At 55.7% G+C, this 17,194-nt stretch carries 12 protein-coding genes; 10 read left to right on the top strand and 2 right to left on the bottom strand.

Going from position 1 to position 17,194, the window contains the following annotated elements:
• Positions 1–221: 221 nt before the first annotated feature.
• Positions 222–446 (bottom strand): hypothetical protein, encoded by a 225-nt coding sequence (locus G449_RS0109300; RefSeq protein WP_027180870.1) that lies wholly within the window; start codon positions 444–446, stop codon positions 222–224.
• A 98-nt stretch (positions 447–544) separates the two neighbouring features.
• The gene (locus G449_RS16655; protein ID WP_081640524.1) at positions 545–2,041 is read right to left on the bottom strand and encodes a M23 family metallopeptidase; all 1,497 of its coding nucleotides are present in this window, start codon (positions 2,039–2,041) and stop codon (positions 545–547) included.
• Between the two features lie 371 nt (positions 2,042–2,412).
• Between G449_RS16655 and G449_RS0109290 the strand changes: the two genes are divergently transcribed.
• The 10 genes from G449_RS0109290 to fmt all read left to right on the top strand — a co-directional run bounded on the left by G449_RS0109290 (position 2,413) and on the right by fmt (position 17,148).
• Complete coding sequence (locus G449_RS0109290; RefSeq protein ID WP_022659039.1) at positions 2,413–3,750, top strand: DnaA/Hda family protein; 1,338 nt, start codon at positions 2,413–2,415, stop codon at positions 3,748–3,750.
• Positions 3,751–3,900: 150 nt separating this feature from the next.
• A complete protein-coding gene (dnaN, locus tag G449_RS0109285; RefSeq protein WP_022659038.1) occupies positions 3,901–5,055 on the top strand; it encodes a DNA polymerase III subunit beta in 1,155 nt (384 codons plus the stop codon).
• Complete coding sequence (gene gyrB, locus G449_RS0109280) at positions 5,055–7,460, top strand: DNA topoisomerase (ATP-hydrolyzing) subunit B (protein ID WP_022659037.1); 2,406 nt, start codon at positions 5,055–5,057, stop codon at positions 7,458–7,460. Before dnaN ends, gyrB begins: the two co-directional genes overlap by 1 nt.
• Positions 7,461–7,669: 209 nt before the next feature.
• Positions 7,670–10,216, top strand: a complete 2,547-nt coding sequence (gene gyrA, locus G449_RS0109275) for a DNA gyrase subunit A (RefSeq protein WP_022659036.1) — start codon at positions 7,670–7,672, stop codon at positions 10,214–10,216.
• A gap of 9 nt (positions 10,217–10,225) precedes the next feature.
• Positions 10,226–11,038 carry a tetratricopeptide repeat protein gene (locus G449_RS0109270; RefSeq protein ID WP_022659035.1) on the top strand — a complete coding sequence of 271 codons (813 nt, stop codon included), beginning with the start codon at positions 10,226–10,228 and terminating at the stop codon, positions 11,036–11,038.
• A gap of 5 nt (positions 11,039–11,043) precedes the next feature.
• Positions 11,044–12,447, top strand: coding sequence for an amidophosphoribosyltransferase (gene purF / locus G449_RS0109265; RefSeq protein WP_022659034.1), 1,404 nt, complete (start codon positions 11,044–11,046; stop codon positions 12,445–12,447).
• 57 nt (positions 12,448–12,504) lie between these two features.
• Positions 12,505–13,761: a histidine--tRNA ligase gene (gene hisS / locus G449_RS0109260; protein ID WP_022659033.1), complete on the top strand. Its 1,257-nt coding sequence runs from the start codon at positions 12,505–12,507 to the stop codon at positions 13,759–13,761.
• A complete protein-coding gene (gene aspS, locus G449_RS0109255; RefSeq protein ID WP_022659032.1) occupies positions 13,754–15,628 on the top strand; it encodes an aspartate--tRNA ligase in 1,875 nt (624 codons plus the stop codon). Before hisS ends, aspS begins: the two co-directional genes overlap by 8 nt.
• A 15-nt stretch (positions 15,629–15,643) precedes the next feature.
• Positions 15,644–16,162 (top strand): peptide deformylase, encoded by a 519-nt coding sequence (gene def, locus G449_RS0109250; RefSeq protein WP_022659031.1) that lies wholly within the window; start codon positions 15,644–15,646, stop codon positions 16,160–16,162.
• The gene (gene fmt / locus G449_RS0109245; protein WP_022659030.1) at positions 16,135–17,148 is read left to right on the top strand and encodes a methionyl-tRNA formyltransferase; all 1,014 of its coding nucleotides are present in this window, start codon (positions 16,135–16,137) and stop codon (positions 17,146–17,148) included. The genes def and fmt overlap by 28 nt, the downstream gene beginning before the upstream one ends.
• Positions 17,149–17,194 lie beyond the last annotated feature (46 nt).

Raw genomic sequence — 17,194 nt, 5'->3', positions numbered from 1 at the left:
TTCGCGCTTCACAATGCAACCGCCAAGGCCCAAAACAGGCCATGTTCGGCTACTTGCAGCAAAAAAGGGGGGAAACCGTGCAACTTTCAGCCAGATTTGGCTGTTGCTTGGGCAAAAGCCTGCCTTAAAATGACAGCAGGGAAATAATCAATATGTTTTATTTTTTATATAATATATTTAAATAACTAATATAAAATTCATATCTTGGTGACAAACGACACTCAGGCCCACCCGCTTGCAATAACGCCAATCCCCACCATGTTGGAGGCGGCGAGCCGCCATTGGGTCTGCATAAAGGATTTGGCGCTTTCCTCCGCTAGCAGGGCTTCCGCAGCAGCCGTGGAATCGTTGATAATGGAGGGGTAGTACGTAATGGAGTCCGGGTTGCCGGGTGAGCCCGGCAGCACGATAACAGAAAGCCCGGATGCTGGGTCATAGTATGTCATAAAGCCCCCCCTGGGCGGAAAATCCGCCGCAATGCCGCGCATCCGTTTAACGAGATGTGGCGGCCCTGTCGGAAAAAACTTTACGAGCTTAAAATAAACTAGTTTCTATGCTTCTTTTTGCGCTTTTCAGCCTTGTGTTCCGGCTCGGATGATTTTTCGGGCTGCGGCAGATCCACCTTGTCGACCACAATACTGTCCACAGTATACTCGGGAAAGTTTTTTTCTCCCTTAAGCGCTGCCAGTTCCACAGCCATTACTTTTTCAAAGGCGCTCATGGCGCTCTTGCTGACCGGTTCGCCTCTGGGGTTAATGGCCTTGGCGGGATTTACGAATTTGCCATTCTGCCGCAGCCTGAAATCAAGATGCGGCCCAGTGGCAAGGCCCGTCATGCCCACAAAACCAATAACCTGCCCCTGACGCACCTTCTGCCCGCTTTGCAGGCCCCGGGCATAGCCGGATAAATGCGCGTACAAAGACTCCAATCCGCCCCCATGACGCACAATAACCTGATTGCCGTAGCCGCCAGCCCAGCCACGCTGCGTAACCACACCTTCACCAACAGCCTTGACAGGCGTACCCGTGGGAGCGGCATAGTCCACACCTTCATGTGGTCTGCTATATCCCAATATGGGATGGAGCCTGTTTTTTGTAAAGCGCGAGGTCACGCGCGTGAATGCCAGGGGAGCCTGCAGCAGTGATTTGCGGACGTTTTCGCCCTTGCTGTTATAATAGCTGGCGGCCTTGTTTCCTTCGCGGAACAGGTAGGCCTCAAAGGTTTTACCCTTGTTGGTGAAATGCGCGGCCAGAATACGCCCATAGCCCTTGTACTCACCTTCGCGGTAGCGCTTTTCAACCAGCACAGAGAAAGAATCACCTTCCTGCAGATCACGGATAAAGTTGATTTCCGAACCAAAAAGCTCTGCCAGCTTAAGGGCCATTTGCGGGCTTTCCCCGGCATCGGCCACTGCCTGAAAAAGATTGTCGTCAATGGTGGCGCTCATGGTGGTGAGCAGGGTGACATATTCAATGGCCTCCACCCTGGCCACTGGCTGTTCCATGCCCTCCACCACCAGACGACGGCGGCTGTCTATTTCGTATTCAAAACGCTTTACCTTGCCTGTGGCGGCATCGGTTACAACCACGTAGGGCTGACCATCACGAAAAGCCCGCATGGAAAACACTCGGCGCGCGGCGCTTATATAATCCTGCACGGCCTGGCTGTCAGCCCCGGCAAGAATCTTGGTGACAGTATCACCTTTCTCAACCGTGCCCTTGACCACTTCTTCGCCAGGGGCGGCAGATTCTTCATCAGGATTTGCAGCGTCCGGCGCAGCGGATTGCGTCAGACCTGCTCCGGTATTTCCGTCACCTTCAGCAAGATTGCTCTGAGAGGCGGCTTCTGTCCCCTGGGCTTTGGAAACGTTGGCAGGGTCTTCCCCACTGTTAGCAGGTGCTGCCTGATCAGCAGAAGCCTGCCCACCCGCATCGGGAATGCCAGCTTGCAACTGATCAAGCGGGAGCCACCCCTTTTCCCAGGCAAACAAACCTGCAAAAAGCAGAAACAGGGCCGCGACCAGTATCCAGCGAATCTTCATGTGCAAAAACATTGCAAACGTATACCTGCCGTGGTGTTCCTTGTCCAGCCGCCTTAGCAGGCATTGAGGTTTTACACAGATTTTAACAGATAATGCAGTATATTATAAAAACTGTATCCATGCCGTTGACCGGTATCATTGATCCCCTCTGTTTTTCCACGCAGGACAGGGAGCGGGGAGGCCGTTGAATATGGCGGCACTTGTTTCATATTAAGCTTTATGGTATGCATGCTCTTTGTTCCTTCATGGCGAGAACCGCGCCAAATCCGGCAAACAAGGCCTGTGGGCCCTGCCTGAAATGCTGGCATGTCTTGGCGCAATACCCCGGAAGGAACAGTTATCCACAGGCCTATGGACAGGCCACATACGCTATGCTGAAAAACGAGTTGCGGGACATACTGGCACAGCAAAAGGCCAACGACAGGGGAGACTGGCTGGAATCCCTTACCCTGCGTCATGAAGGCGATACACTAACCGTCGGCTTTCCCCACTTTTATTTTGCCGCGTGGTTCAACCAGCAAAAGCGCGATCTTTTTGAACAGGCGCTTTCCTGCCGCTTTGCCGACAAAAAGCTTCCGCAAATAGTATACGAACAGCCCACCCTGGGCCACGCGCAGACATGGTCGCTCCCGCATGTGGAGCAAAAAACTGCCGATCAGAACAAACAAATTTTTATGGTGCGCGCGGATACCCCCGCAGCGCCCAGAATTGAAAACGATGCCTTCACAGCATTTATTGCCAATGCAAAAAATGCCTTTCCCCTGGCTGCCGCCAAGGAGATCGCAGAAAGGCGCGCCGATGTGGCCTACAATCCCTTTCTGCTCTGTGGGCACAGCGGCACAGGCAAAAGCCATATTTTGCGATCCATGGCAGCCACCCTGGCAGAAGGGCATACAGGCAGCCGCGTAATTATTGCTGCGGCTGCGCGCTTTTGCGCAGACAATCCGGCATGGGTGCGCAGGCCGGAAATTTTCTGGCAACAGTGCGACGTTCTGCTGCTGGACGATATTCAGGATATTGCCGGGCAGTCGGCGTGGCAACGCAAACTGGTATCCTGCATGGATGCCTGCCCGCGCAGCGCCGGGCAGGACGGCAAGCCAGGACAGATGGTTTTTGCCTGCACGGGTCAGCCGCAGGCTCTCAAGGCTCTGGACGAACGTTTGCGTTCGCGCCTAGAAAGCGGGCTTGTGGTAGAACTCATGGAGCCTGATCTTGATGTGCGTATGCGCTACCTGCAGGCCATGAGCAAAGAACGGCACATGAACCTCACTCGGGAACAGCTGCTGTTCATTGCCCAGCGCTGTTCGCAGTTTCGTCTGCTACAGGGGCTGCTGCTCAAGGTGGCGGCCTTTTGTTCCGTTACAGGGTGCGAATTGTCGCAGGCAGACCTTGAAAACATTGTGCGCACGGGCGTGGCCGACAAAACGCCAGGCTGTCTGGAAATTCTTGGCGTAGTGGCCCGGGCCATGAATCTGCGGCCCGAAGACGTGCTTGGCGGCAAACGCCGGCCAGACCTCGTGCTGGCGCGGCAGGTTTCCATGTATATATGCAGGCGCAAGTTGGGTCTTTCCTACCCGGAACTCGGGCGGGCCTTTGGCGGAAAAGACCATAGCACTGTTATATATGCTATTAAAAAAATTAAAAAAATTCTAGTTAGTGACAAAGCGCTCCAACAACTAGTGACAGAACTGGAGCTCAAGGCACAATAGCAGCCCGTCAACCGGGCGAAAATACGGGAAAATGTTTCCGGTGTTTCCTTGGACGTTGTTGGAATGTTCACTTGATTTTTCAATGATAAAAGCAAGTTAGCTGTCTTAAGAACATAGACACAGACGACTATAATAGTAAGGAAAAAACATATGAAACTTACTGTAAACAAAGAGCAGATCATCGAAGGCCTGCTGAAGGCAGCTGCCATCATTCCTGCCAAGGCAGGGGCGCAGTATCTGCGCTCCATCTGGCTTAAGGCTGAGGAAGGCAGTCTTTCAGTCATGTCCACTGACGCCAACATTGAATTTACCGGGCGTTATCCTGCTGAAGTATCTGCGCCTGGCCTTATAGGCGTTCAGGGCAGAGCTTTTGTGGATCTTGTGCGTCAGTTGCCCACGGGTGTTCTGCACCTCACCCTTGATGAAGCTTCTGGCAATCTGCTTTTGGAACAGGGACGCCGTACCTACAAACTGCCTGTGAGCGGAGCGGAGTGGTTTCAGAATTTTTCCGCCTTTCCTGCTGAAAATGCCGTCACCTGGTCTGGCGACTTTTTGCAGGATATTCTGGACAAGGTGGGCTTTTGCATCAGCGACGACGATGCCATGGACGCCATTGCCTGCCTGTGCATGAAGCCGCGCGGCAACGGACGCATCGATGTGTGCGGTCTCAATGGCCACCAGTTTGCCCTTGTTTCCTTTACCCATGACGAGCTTGCCGAGCGCCTGCCCGAAGCGGGTATGCTGATCCAGAAGAAATACCTGGCGGACATTAAAAAATGGCTTGGCGTGGATGAAATTGAACTGAACATCACCGACAAGCGCCTGTATCTGCGCAGCCTGGACGGCGCTGAAACACTCAGCCTGCCCCGCGCCGCCCACGAATACCCTGATTACAACATCTTCATGAGCAAGCTTGCCAGCGAAGACATGCACCCCATGACTCTTGCCCGCAAGGAAGCCATTGAAGCGCTTGGCCGTATTCTCATTTTTAATACCGAGAGCGACCGCTGCACCTACATGGATCTTTCTGCCGGGGAAGCATTGCTTTCTGCCCAGGGGCAGGATGTGGGCTCGGCCAATGAAAGCCTTGAAGTTGCTTATAATGGCGATATAAAACGCATTGCCTTCCCCACGCGCAACCTGCTTGACGTGCTGGGACACTTTGTTTCTGCAAAGATCGACATGATGCTTACCGGCTCTGAAGGCCCCTGCGGTATCCGCGGCGCCGATGATGCCGAATATACCGTTATCATCATGCCCATGAAGGTTTCTGAAACGACCTACTATAGCGAGGAAGACGTTTAATGGCTCCTGAAACCGGCAACGGCGGGTACAACGCCTCTTCCATTACCATTCTGGAAGGCCTTTCGGCTGTGCGCAAGCGCCCGGCCATGTACATAGGCTCTACAGACGCGCGCGGCCTGCACCATCTGGTGTACGAGGTAGTGGACAACTCCATTGACGAAGCCATGGCCGGCTTCTGTTCGCGGGTCACTGTTATTCTGCATGCTGACAACAGCGTGACTGTTCGCGATGACGGGCGCGGCATTCCTGTGGATATCCATCCCAAGGAAGGCGTGCCCGCAGTGCAGGTGGTCATGACCAAGCTGCATGCTGGCGGCAAGTTTGACAACTCGAGCTACAAGGTTTCGGGCGGTCTGCACGGCGTGGGTGTTTCCTGCGTCAACGCCCTTTCTGAAGAGCTTACAGTCACTGTGCGCCGTAATGGCAAACGCTACCGCCAGCACTATGCCCGCGGCGTACCGCAGGACGAACTGGTGGTTATCAGCGAGGGCTTCGTTGAAGGGCACGGCACCACCGTTCGTTTCAAACCTGACGAAGAGATTTTTGAAGTTCTCGAGTTTTCATATGAAACATTGAAGAAGCGCTTTGAAGAGCTGGCCTATCTTAACAAGGGCCTGACCATCGAGTGCATCGACGAGCGCATCGGCGAAACCCATGTGTTCCACGCCGAAGGCGGTATCCGCCAGTTTGTGGGCGACCTCAACTCTGGTGAGCAGGGCATTCACCCCATCATCTTTGGTGAAGGCATTGTTGATAATGTTACCGTGGATTTTGCCTTGCAGTACAATGCTGGCTACAAGGAAAACATTTTCACCTTTGCCAACAATATCCGCACCAAGGAAGGCGGCACCCACCTTGTGGGCTTCCGTACTGCGCTCACGCGCGCCATCAACGGCTACATCAAGGGCCAGGCTGACCTGGTCAAAAAGATGAAGAACACCTCGCTGTCTGGTGATGACGTGCGCGAGGGTCTCACTGCCGTTATCAGCGTCAAGCTGCCCCAGCCGCAGTTTGAAGGGCAGACCAAGACCAAGCTCGGCAACAGCGAGATTGCCGGTCTGGTTGCCGGTGTGGTTTATGACCGCCTGAATGTGTATTTTGAGGAGAATCCCAAGGATATCCGCCTCATTATCGAAAAAGCCGTGGACGCCTCACGGGCGCGAGACGCCGCCCGCCGCGCCAAGGAACTTGTCCGCCGCAAGGGCGCGCTGTCTGACAACTCGCTGCCCGGCAAACTGGCCGACTGCCAGAGCAAGGATCCTGTTGAATCCGAACTGTTCATCGTGGAAGGTGATTCGGCAGGCGGTTCTGCAAAGCAGGGGCGTAATCCCAAAAATCAGGCCATCTTGCCCTTGCGCGGCAAAATTCTGAACACGGAACGCACCCGTTTTGACAAGATGCTTGCCAACAAGGAAGTAAAGGCGCTGATCACCGCCATGGGCGCTGGCATCGGCGAGGAAGATACAGACCTCGACAAGCTGCGCTACCATAAAATTATCATCATGACAGACGCCGACGTGGACGGAGCGCACATCCGCACCTTGCTGCTGACCTTTTTCTTCAGGCAGTATCAGGAAATGGTGGAGCGCGGCTTTGTCTACATCGCCCAGCCGCCTTTGTACCGTGTGCACAATTCGCGCATGGAAAAGTTCATCAAGGACGACCCCGCGCTCAACGAATTTCTGCTCACCCGCGTGAGTGAAGACGTGACCGTGGTGGCTTCCAACGGCAAGGAATTCAGCGGCAAGGAACTCATCCGCCTCATGGAGCACATTGAAAAGGCCGAAGGACGCGTGAACGATGCCGAAATGTCCGGCACTCCGCGTGATCTCTTCATGGCCCTTGTTACCCATGAAAAGCAGATTGATGCCCAGAACCTTGAAAATCAGGACAGCGAGCTCACCGAATGGCTTAACGGTCACGGTTACATGCTCACCCTTGAGCGGGAAAAGAGCGAAGACGAAGAAGAACGCCTGTTTGCCGTGTTTGAAAATACCGGTGGGCACCACACCCGCAGGGGCATGGAATTCTTTTCTTCCCGCCTTTACAAGCAAGGCTGGCAGCTCTTTGACGAACTGCGCCAGCAGTGCGGCTCTTTTGCCTTTATCCTGCGCAAAAAGGACGGCGAAGTTGCCACAGAGGACTTGTTTACGCTCATGCGCATGGTGCTTGATGAAGCCCGCAGGGGCATCAACATCCAGCGTTACAAGGGTCTTGGTGAAATGAACCCCGACCAGCTCTGGGTGACCACCATGAATCCAGAAAATCGCGTTCTCCTGCAAGTTGCGGTGGAAGATGCCAATGAGGCTTCTGATGCTTTTGTGGAGCTTATGGGCGACCGTGTGGAACCGCGCCGCGATTTTATCGAGCGCAACGCCCTGGCCGTACAGGATCTGGATATTTAAAAGAAATCCGTGTGGAACTGTCCGGAGCGGATAGTTCCACACGCTTTTCTGTGAAGATATCAATAGCGTGAAGCGAAAAGCCGGATTTTCGACAAGGTTTTTCGCCGCATGACACGTAAAATGGGGATGCACCAGGGCTCAGGCCCTTTGTATCAGGAGGGCTTGCCCTTCACCCAAAAATAACAGCAGCGAGGCCCGCAGTGGCAGATATGCAGCAGCCGCAGATCAGCATTGAAACAGAACTCCGCAAATCGTATCTGGAGTATTCCCTTTCGGTCATTATCGGGCGCGCCATCCCGGACGCGCGCGATGGCCTTAAGCCGGTTCACAGGCGTATTCTTTTTGCGCAGTACGAGCTTGCCAACAACTACAACCGTCCGCACAAAAAATCCGCGCGTATCGTCGGTGACGTCATCGGTAAATATCACCCGCATGGCGACTCTGCCGTGTATGACGCGCTGGTGCGTATGGCGCAGGAATTTTCCATGCGCGATCCCCTGGTGGACGGGCAGGGCAACTTCGGCTCCATTGATGGTGATGCCGCTGCTGCCATGCGTTATACCGAAGTGCGCATGTCCAAGCTTGCCCAGGAGTTTTTGAACGACCTGGACAAGAACACCGTGGATTTTCGCCCCAACTACGACAACACCCTTCAGGAACCTACGGTCATGCCGAGCAAGGTTCCCAACCTGCTGCTCAACGGCAGCTCGGGCATTGCCGTGGGTATGGCCACCAATATTCCGCCCCACAACCTGGGTGAACTGTGCGATGCCCTGCAACTGCTGCTGGATAACCCGCAGTGCAGCATCGATGAACTCATGGATTATGTGAAAGGGCCGGACTTCCCCACCAGGGGTTTTGTCTACGCGGGCAAGGGCCTGTATGATGCCTACCACACTGGGCGCGGCACGGTTAAGGTGCGCGGCCGCATTGAAATTGAAGACCGCAAAAAAGGCGCGCAGAGCATCGTTATCCGCGAGATTCCCTTTGGGCTTAACAAAAGCTCGCTGGTGGAAAAAATCGCGGCTCTGGTCAATGACCGCAAGATTGACGGCATTACCGACCTGCGCGATGAATCCGACCGCAAGGGCATACGCATTGTTATTGACCTCAAGCGCGGCACCATCCCCGACATTGTGGTCAACGCCCTGTACAAGTTCACGCCGCTGGAAACGAGCTTTGGCATCAACATGCTGGCCGTGGTGGACAACCGCCCGCAGCTGCTGAACCTCAAGACGGCGCTTTCCTGCTTTGTGGATCACAGGCGTGAGGTGGTCATCCGCCGCACGCGTTACGATCTGGAAAAAGCCGAAGCCCGCGCGCACATTCTGGAAGGTCTGCGCATCGCCATCGACAATATCGATGAAGTGGTGGCCCTTATTCGCGCTTCCGCCAATCCGGAAGAAGCCCGTAATGCCCTGATGGAGCGCTTTGCGTTTTCAGAAGTGCAGGCCAAGGCCATTCTTGAAATGCGTTTGCAGCGCCTGACGGGTCTTCAGCGAGAAGAGCTGATGAACGAATACAAGGATCTGCTGCAGAAAATCGAATTCTACCGCTCCATTCTGGAAAATGCCGAAGTGCTGCGCAGCGAACTCAAGCGCGAGATCGCCGAAATCCGCGATAATTTCGCCACGCCCCGCCGTACGGAAGTGCTGCGTGAAGCCCTGACCGACATTGATATTGAAGATCTCATCCCTGACGAAGAAGTGGTCATTACGCTGTCGCGCCGTGGCTACATGAAGCGTACCGGGCTTGAGAATTATCAGCAGCAGAAACGCGGCGGCAAGGGCATTGCGGCCCTGCACACCTCGGATGACGACTACGTGCAGGAATTTTTGTCCACCACCAATCACCAGTATCTGTGCCTCTTTACCAACAAGGGGCGCATGCACCAGCTCAAGGTGCATCAGGTGCCGGAGGGCAGCCGCACGGCCAAGGGCGTGCATATCAACAACCTGTTGCCGCTTGAAGAAAACGAGTGGGTTACGACAGTTCTTGCCCTGCGCGAATTTGCTGAAGACAAGTTTTTCATGTTCATCACCAAGAGGGGCATGATCAAGCGTTCCTCCGCCTCGTTGTACGCCAAGTGCCGCAAGACAGGCCTCATGGCCGTGGGCCTGCGTGAGGATGATGAACTTGTGGTGGTGCGCCCCATCCGCGACAATAACCATATTGTTCTGGCTACGGCGGACGGTTTCTCCATCCGCTTTGCCTGCAACGATGTGCGTCCCATGGGCCGCGTGGCCACGGGCGTCAAGGGCATTGCCCTGCGCAGACAGGACTTTGTGGTGGCGGCGGTTATCGTCAAGGATATAGACCAGACCACCGAGATCATGTCCATTTCCGCCAATGGTTACGGCAAGCGCACCAGCGTTGATCTCTACCGCCTGCAATCGCGCGGCGGCAAGGGTATCATCAACTTCAAGGTGACGGCCAAGACCGGGCCTGTGATCGGCGCCATGCCTGTGCGCGACAACGATGGTCTTATCCTGCTGACCTCTTCCAACAAGATTGTGCGCATTGGCGTGGACGATGTGCGCAGCAAGGGCCGTGCCACCATGGGCGTTATGCTCGTGCGTCTTGATGAAGGCGGTCATGTGGTGGGCTTTGACCGAGTGGACGAAGGCGGGCAGACCGGCAGGGACGCCAGCGCCGAAATGGACGATGGCGATCTGACTGATGTCGTTTCCGCGCCTGTTGTTGCCGAGCCCGAAGGGCTTGCTGACGACAGTGCAGACGATGACGGCGAAGAATAACCACAGCTGATGAAAATATTGCGGCGGGTTTGCGGCAAGGGTTTGACCCTGTGTCTGTGCCTGGTTTTTGCTGGCTTTTTGTGCGCTTGCAAAGACCAGAGCATGGTGGGCGATGACCTTTCCGCAGCCCGCACCGCAGTTTCTTTGCGTGACTGGTCCCTTGCCGAAAGGCTGCTTGAGCGTTATCTGCGTGAGGCACGGGATGCTGATCTGCGTTGGGAAGCGTGGCAGCAGTTGCTGGTTGTGCTCAATGCCGCCGGGCAGGAACCTCGCGCCACCCTTGAATGCCTTGAAACCATGCTGGCGGAATTTGCAGATAATGACGCCAGAAGCGCTGTTATTTTGCGGCGTATGGGCGAGGTAAACGAGGGTTTGCGGCGTTATGGCCGTGCCGCGGACGCCTGGAATGCTTATATAGGTCTTGCAGGCCTGTCGGCGGAGCAGACTGTGGATGGTTACCGCAGGCTGGCGGCCATGCAGTTCAACCTGCGCCGGTTTGACGCAGGCGAAGATACCTTGCAGCAGTGTCTTGCTCTGCCCATGGCGGATCATGACAAAATAATGTGCATGTACGACCTTGCCGACCAGAATATGGCAAGGGAACGCTGGCAGGATGTGGCTGACCTTTGTCAACAGATACTGGACAGCGATCCGGACAAGATTCTGCGTGGTCTGGCGGGCTATTTGCTGGCTGATGCCCTTGAACAGCTCGGTAAGGGAAAAGAAGCCCTGAAAAACTTTGAACTGGCCCGCGACGATTATCCCAATCCGTCGGTCATTGATAATCGCATTGCGCATCTGCGCAAAAAACTGAAGAAGTAAGGCCTATGATCAAGCACGAATGCGGCGTATTCGGCATTTATGACCACGAGGAAGCGGCTCGTCTGGCTTATTTCGGTTTGTATGCACAGCAGCATCGCGGACAGGAAAGCGCGGGCATAGTTACCTTTGACACCGACGGCGTACACGAACACAAGGGTATGGGCCTTGTGCCCGATGTTTTTTCAGAGGGGCACCTCAAGGCTCTGACCGGCAGAACAGCCATAGGCCATGTGCGCTATTCCACCACCGGGCGTTCCTCCAGCAGCAATGCCCAGCCCTTCCTTGCCCATTTTAAGGGACGGGATGTGGCGCTTGCGCACAACGGCAATCTGGTCAATGCCGCGCAGCTGCGCGAAGATCTTGAGAACGAAGGTGCCATATTTTCCACCAGCAATGACACGGAAGTGTTCATGCATCTGCTGGTGCGCGCGCTCAGGCACAATGACCTGCCTGGCGCAGTCAAGGAAACCTGTGCCCGTGTTCGCGGCGCGTACTGCCTGCTGGTTATGGTAGACGGCGTTATGGTGGCGGTGCGTGATCCCCACGGCTTCCATCCTCTTGCTTTTGGCCGCATGAACGGCAGCCCCGTGTTCGCCTCTGAAACGTGCGCCTTTGATCTGCTTGAGGCCGACTTTGAACGCTCTGTGAAGCCGGGCGAAATGATCATTGTTGACGGAAACAGCGTGCGCAGCGACCATCTGATGGGGCCGCTGCCCGAAAAGCCCCGCCAGTGTATTTTTGAGCTGGTCTATTTTGCCCGGCCCGACTCCTATATTTTTGACGAGCAGGTCTATTTGTGCCGCAAAAAGATGGGCTGGAATCTGGCTGACGAATCTGCGCCGGAAGTGGATTATGTGATGCCCTTCCCGGATTCGGGCATTTATCCCGCCCTTGGTTTTGCCCAGCGCTCCGGCCTGCCCTATGAACATGCCATGATCCGCAACCACTATGTGGGGCGTACATTTATCCAGCCTTCGCAGAGCATGCGCAGCTTTGGCGTGCGGGTTAAGATCAACCCTGTGCGCGAAATGATTGAGGGCAAGCGCATCTGCATTATTGACGACAGCATTGTGCGCGGCACCACCATGATGACGCGCGTCAAAAAGCTCCGCGAGCTGGGCGCCAAAGAGGTTCACATCCGTATTTCCAGCCCGCCGGTCAAGTTTCCCTGCTTTTACGGCATAGATTTTTCTTCGCGCGGGGAGCTTATTGCAGCCCAGCACAGCCTGGCAGAAATAACCCGCAAGCTGGATGTTGATTCGCTGCATTATCTCAGCATAGCAGGGCTGCTCGGCTCCGTGAGCAAGCCGCAGCATTACTGCATGGCCTGCTTTACTGGCGAATATCCTGTGCCCTGTGACGATTGCGTCGGAAAATTCAGCCTTGAATCCCCTTGCGCCAGCAGGTAGACCATTTCTTTCGCGCCGTCTTGCACGTCAAGGCAGCCAGTTTTTTATGAGGAAGCCATGAGTATCGCACGTATCAAGGGTTTTGCGGATATGTTTCCGCCGGACAGCGACCAGTTCACACGCATTGAAAATACCGCGCGCCAGGTTTTTGGGCGCTACGGTTTTGTGGAGCTGCGCACGCCGCTGCTGGAGTTTACCGAGCTTTTTTGCCGTTCCATCGGTGAGGAAACCGATGTGGTGCAAAAGGAAATGTATACCTTTCCTGACCGCAAGGGCCGTTCGCTTACCCTGCGGCCTGAAGCCACGGCTGGCGTTATGCGCGCCTATATCGAGAGCGGGCTGACCAACCGCGAGCCTGTGAGCCGCCTGTTCACCACCGGCCCCATGTTCCGTTATGAACGCCCGCAAAAGGGCCGCATGCGCCAGTTTCACCAGATCAACTGCGAGTGCCTTGGCAGTCATAGCCCCATGGCTGATGCAGAACTGGTCAGCATGCTGCTGCGCTTTTTATCAGACCTTGGCCTCACGGACCTGACGCTCAAGATAAATTCCCTTGGCTGTTCGGAATGCCGCCCCAAGTTCAAGGCGGCCTTGCTCGAATACCTTGCCGGAGTTGATAAGGACGCCCTTTGTCCGGACTGCGCCCGCAGGGTGGAGACCAACCCCTTGCGCGTACTTGACTGCAAGCAGCCCGGCTGCCGCGCCATTACGGATAATGCCCCAAAACTTATTGATTATAATTGCCCTGAATGCCGCGCCCACTTTGATACGGTGCTGGAACTGCTGCAAGGTCAGGGGCTTGCCTTTGAGCTTGATCACAGGCTTGTGCGCGGTCTTGACTACTATTGCCGCACTACTTTTGAGGTGGTAAGCGGCAGTATTGGCGCGCAGGCAGCTGTGGCCGGCGGCGGCAGGTATGACGGCCTTGTGAAAAGTCTTGGCGGGCCGGATGTACCGGGGGTTGGCTTTGCCTGCGGCATGGAACGCCTTGCCCTCATGATGGGTGAGGGCAGTGGCCAGGCAACCGATTTTTATCTGGTTGCCATGGACGCGCTGAGCCGCGCTCAGGGCTGGCAGCTTGCCCAGAAGTTGCGTTACGCCGGACTGACTGGCGAGATGAATTTCAGTGAAGGCGGCTTTAAAAGCCTTATGCGTCAGGCTGGAAAGTCCGGCGCTGGGCATTGTCTGATTATTGGCCCTGATGAAGCCGCTCAGGGCACAGTGGTCGTTAAAAATCTTGAAAGCGGCGAGCAGTGCTCTGTGCCGCAGTCAGGCGTACTCCAATTTTTGCAAACGGGAACCAACAATGACTGAACAGATGCAGACGCAGGACGCGCAGCAGGATGTGCAGCGCGAACACCAGAAATTTGTCACTGAGCTTGGTGACTGGCAGCGCAGCCATTCCTGCGGTCAGTTGACCATTACCAATGATGGTGAAGATGTTTGCCTGATGGGTTGGGTGCAGTACCGCCGCGACCACGGCGGCCTGATTTTTGTCGACCTGCGCGACCGTGACGGCCTCACGCAGGTTGTTTTCAGCCCGGATATCGCTCCTTCTGCGCACGAAAACGCGCATATTCTGCGTTCGGAATATGTGCTTGCGGTCAAGGGCAAGGTGCGTCCGCGCCCCGAAGGCATGGTCAACGCCAATATGGTCACTGGCCAGATTGAAATTGTGGCCTATGAGTGGAAGCTGCTCAATACTTCCAAGACGCCGCCTTTCGCCATTGAAGACCGTAGCGATGCTGGTGAGAACCTGCGCCTTACCTGGCGTTATCTTGATCTGCGCCGTCCGCGCATGCAGGCCAATCTGCGTTTGCGCCACAAAGTTTCGCAGGCCGCCCGCTGTTTTCTGGACGACAACGGCTTTACGGAAGTGGAAACCCCGGTGCTTACCAAGTCCACCCCTGAAGGTGCGCGTGACTTTCTGGTGCCCAGCCGTTTGAACAACGGTGAATTTTACGCCTTGCCGCAGTCTCCCCAGCTGTTCAAGCAGCTGCTGATGGTTGCCGGTATGGAGCGTTACTTCCAGATCGTGCGCTGCTTCCGCGACGAAGACCTGCGCGCTGACCGTCAGCCCGAGTTTACCCAGGTTGACCTTGAAATGAGTTTTGCCGATGAAGAACAGGTCATGGGCATCGCCGAAGGCCTCATGGCCCGCGTGTTCAAGGACGTGATGGGCAAGGATCTGGCTCTTCCTTTCCCCCGCATGCCCTGGGACGAAGCCATGGCCCGTTATGGCGTGGACAAGCCCGACACCCGTTTTGGCCTTGAGCTTGTGGATATTACGGATATTGTGCGTGGCTCCGGCTTCAAGCTTTTTGCCACTGCGCAGCTGGTCAAGGGCATGAAAGTTCCCGGCGGTGAATCCATGACCCGCAAGGAAATTGATGCCTTTACCGAATTCGTCAAGATTTATGGCGCTCAGGGTCTGGCCTGGATCAAGATCAAGGCCGACGAGTGGCAGTCGCCCATCGCCAAGTTCCTTTCGGACGAAGAGCGCAAGGGCATTGCAGAAGCGCTTGATCTCCAGGTTGGCGACATTGTCTTTTTCCAGGCGGGCGAGGCTTCCATGGTCAACGCCGCCCTTGGCAACCTGCGTGTGCATCTTGCCAACCAATTGAAGCTGATTCCTGAAAACAGCTTCAATTTTCTGTGGGTTACGGACTTTCCGCTGTACGAATACGACGAGGAAGCCAAGCGTTATGTGGCCTGCCACCATCCCTTCACCTCGCCTGCGCCCGGCCATATGGAACTGATGGTTACTGACCCGGCCAAGGCCCGCGCCCGCGCCTATGATATGGTGCTCAATGGCTGCGAAGTGGGTGGCGGTTCCATCCGCATCCACTCCGGTGAAGTGCAGCGCCGTATGTTTGAGGCCCTTGGCTTTACGCCCGAGCAGGCCGAAGAGCAGTTCGGCTTCCTTATTCAGGCGCTTGATCTTGGTGCGCCGCCGCATGGCGGTTTGGCTTTTGGCCTTGACCGTCTGGTCATGCTGCTTTCCGGTTCGTCCAGCATCCGTGATGTCATTGCCTTCCCCAAGACGCAGAAGGCAACCTGCCTCATGACCAACGCGCCTTCCCCGGTGTCTTCGCGTCAGTTGCGGGATCTTGGCCTGCGCTTGCGTGAAGTGCCCGGCGCAGAGCAGAAAAAGGACGGCGCTACAGCCGACAAAGTGTAGGAGGCGGACGTCTGCATGATTCTTGATATTGTCACCTATCCTGACCCCAGGCTCAAAGTGGTTTGCGAACCTGTTGCCGAGGTGACGGACGACATTCGCCAGCTTGCTGCCGACATGCTTGAAACCATGTACGCTGCTCCTGGTGTTGGCCTTGCTGCGCCGCAGGTTGGGCGCAATATCCGTATGCTTGTGATGGATCCGGCCATGAAGGATGAGGAAAAGCAGCCCAGGGTACTGATTAACCCTGTGTTGACCCTCTCCGGCGAGGAAGTTCTGAGCGAACAGGAGGGCTGCCTTTCTGTTCCCATGAACTACAGGGCCGACGTCAAGCGCATGAGCAACGTGCATCTGCATGCATCGGATCTGGACGGCAATATCATTGATGAATATCTGGACGAATTCCCGGCCATCATTATCCAGCACGAATATGACCATCTGGACGGCATACTGTTTATCGACAGGATCAGCCGCCTGCGCCGCACCCTGTACGACAGCAAGGTGAAAAAATGGCTCAAACGAAAAAGTGCCGTATAGTCTTTATGGGAACGCCCGAGTTTGCCGCCGCCAGCCTGAAAAGGCTGGCGGCCTGGCCTCGTGGCGAAATAGTGGCGGTATACACCCAGCCGGACAGACCGGCAGGGCGCGGCCACAAACTTGCTGAATCTCCTGTAAAAAAGCTCGCCCTGCAGCTTGGTCTGCCTGTCATGCAGCCCGCCAGCCTGAAAGGTGCCGAGGCTCAGGCGGAGCTGGCGGCTTTCAATCCTGATCTGCTGGCTGTGGCGGCCTATGGCCTGATTTTACCGGATGCTGTCCTTGCCATGCCCACGCTTGATACCATCAACGTTCATGCTTCGCTTTTGCCTGGCCTGCGTGGTGCTGCCCCTATTCAGCGGGCAGTGATGGAAGGCTGGCATCCTGGCGCTCGTGCTGGCATTTCCATCATGCGCATTGTACGCAAGCTGGATGCGGGGCCGGTTTTCGCCACCGATGGCCTGCCCATCGGTGAGCATACGGCAGGTTCCCTGCATGATGCCCTTGCCGGCATTGGCGCAGAACTGCTTGTGCGCGTTTTTGACGATATCCTTGACGGCAAGGCCCATGCAGTGGAGCAGGACGATGCCCTCGCCACCCACGCTCCTAAAATTTCCAAGGAAGACGGTTTTATTGACTGGTCGCTTCCTGCCGTGCAGGTACATGCGCGGGTGCGGGGTGTTACCCCGTGGCCTGGTGCGCGTACTGTGCTGGAAACTGTGGACTCCGATGACAATCAACGCGACCCCCTTTCGCTCATTCTTGCACCGGGCAGGGTGGGGCAATCTGCACAAGGACAGGCCCCCGGCACATTGAGGATCGATGCTGACGGTTTGAGCATTGCCTGCGCGGATTGCTGGTATGTGCTGTCTACGGTCAAGCCTCAGGGCAAAAAAGAAATGTCCGCGCGCGATCTGCTCAACGGAGTGCTGCGCGGGTTGCCGAAGGGTGTTTGCGGTCTGGCTAGAGCTCCTGAACCAGGGGAGTAATGTTTTTTTTCCGCAATGGGTATTTTTGATGAGGCTCTTTTGAGCC

The organism is Desulfovibrio desulfuricans DSM 642, from assembly GCF_000420465.1.
In the GTDB taxonomy this organism is placed as follows: domain Bacteria; phylum Desulfobacterota; class Desulfovibrionia; order Desulfovibrionales; family Desulfovibrionaceae; genus Desulfovibrio; species Desulfovibrio desulfuricans.
Note: the sequence above shows the minus strand (reverse complement) of the source record. Positions and strands in the feature narration are given on the sequence as shown.

Coding starts and splice junctions, on each gene's coding strand:
- G449_RS0109300 (WP_027180870.1), bottom strand. CDS start 446: ATGACATACTATGACCCAGCATCCGGGCTTTCTGTTATCGTGCTGCCG.
- def (WP_022659031.1), top strand. CDS start 15,644: ATGATTCTTGATATTGTCACCTATCCTGACCCCAGGCTCAAAGTGGTT.
- hisS (WP_022659033.1), top strand. CDS start 12,505: ATGAGTATCGCACGTATCAAGGGTTTTGCGGATATGTTTCCGCCGGAC.
- fmt (WP_022659030.1), top strand. CDS start 16,135: ATGGCTCAAACGAAAAAGTGCCGTATAGTCTTTATGGGAACGCCCGAG.
- G449_RS16655 (WP_081640524.1), bottom strand. CDS start 2,041: ATGAAGATTCGCTGGATACTGGTCGCGGCCCTGTTTCTGCTTTTTGCA.
- aspS (WP_022659032.1), top strand. CDS start 13,754: ATGACTGAACAGATGCAGACGCAGGACGCGCAGCAGGATGTGCAGCGC.
- gyrA (WP_022659036.1), top strand. CDS start 7,670: ATGCAGCAGCCGCAGATCAGCATTGAAACAGAACTCCGCAAATCGTAT.
- G449_RS0109270 (WP_022659035.1), top strand. CDS start 10,226: ATGAAAATATTGCGGCGGGTTTGCGGCAAGGGTTTGACCCTGTGTCTG.
- G449_RS0109290 (WP_022659039.1), top strand. CDS start 2,413: ATGCTGAAAAACGAGTTGCGGGACATACTGGCACAGCAAAAGGCCAAC.
- gyrB (WP_022659037.1), top strand. CDS start 5,055: ATGGCTCCTGAAACCGGCAACGGCGGGTACAACGCCTCTTCCATTACC.
- purF (WP_022659034.1), top strand. CDS start 11,044: ATGATCAAGCACGAATGCGGCGTATTCGGCATTTATGACCACGAGGAA.
- dnaN (WP_022659038.1), top strand. CDS start 3,901: ATGAAACTTACTGTAAACAAAGAGCAGATCATCGAAGGCCTGCTGAAG.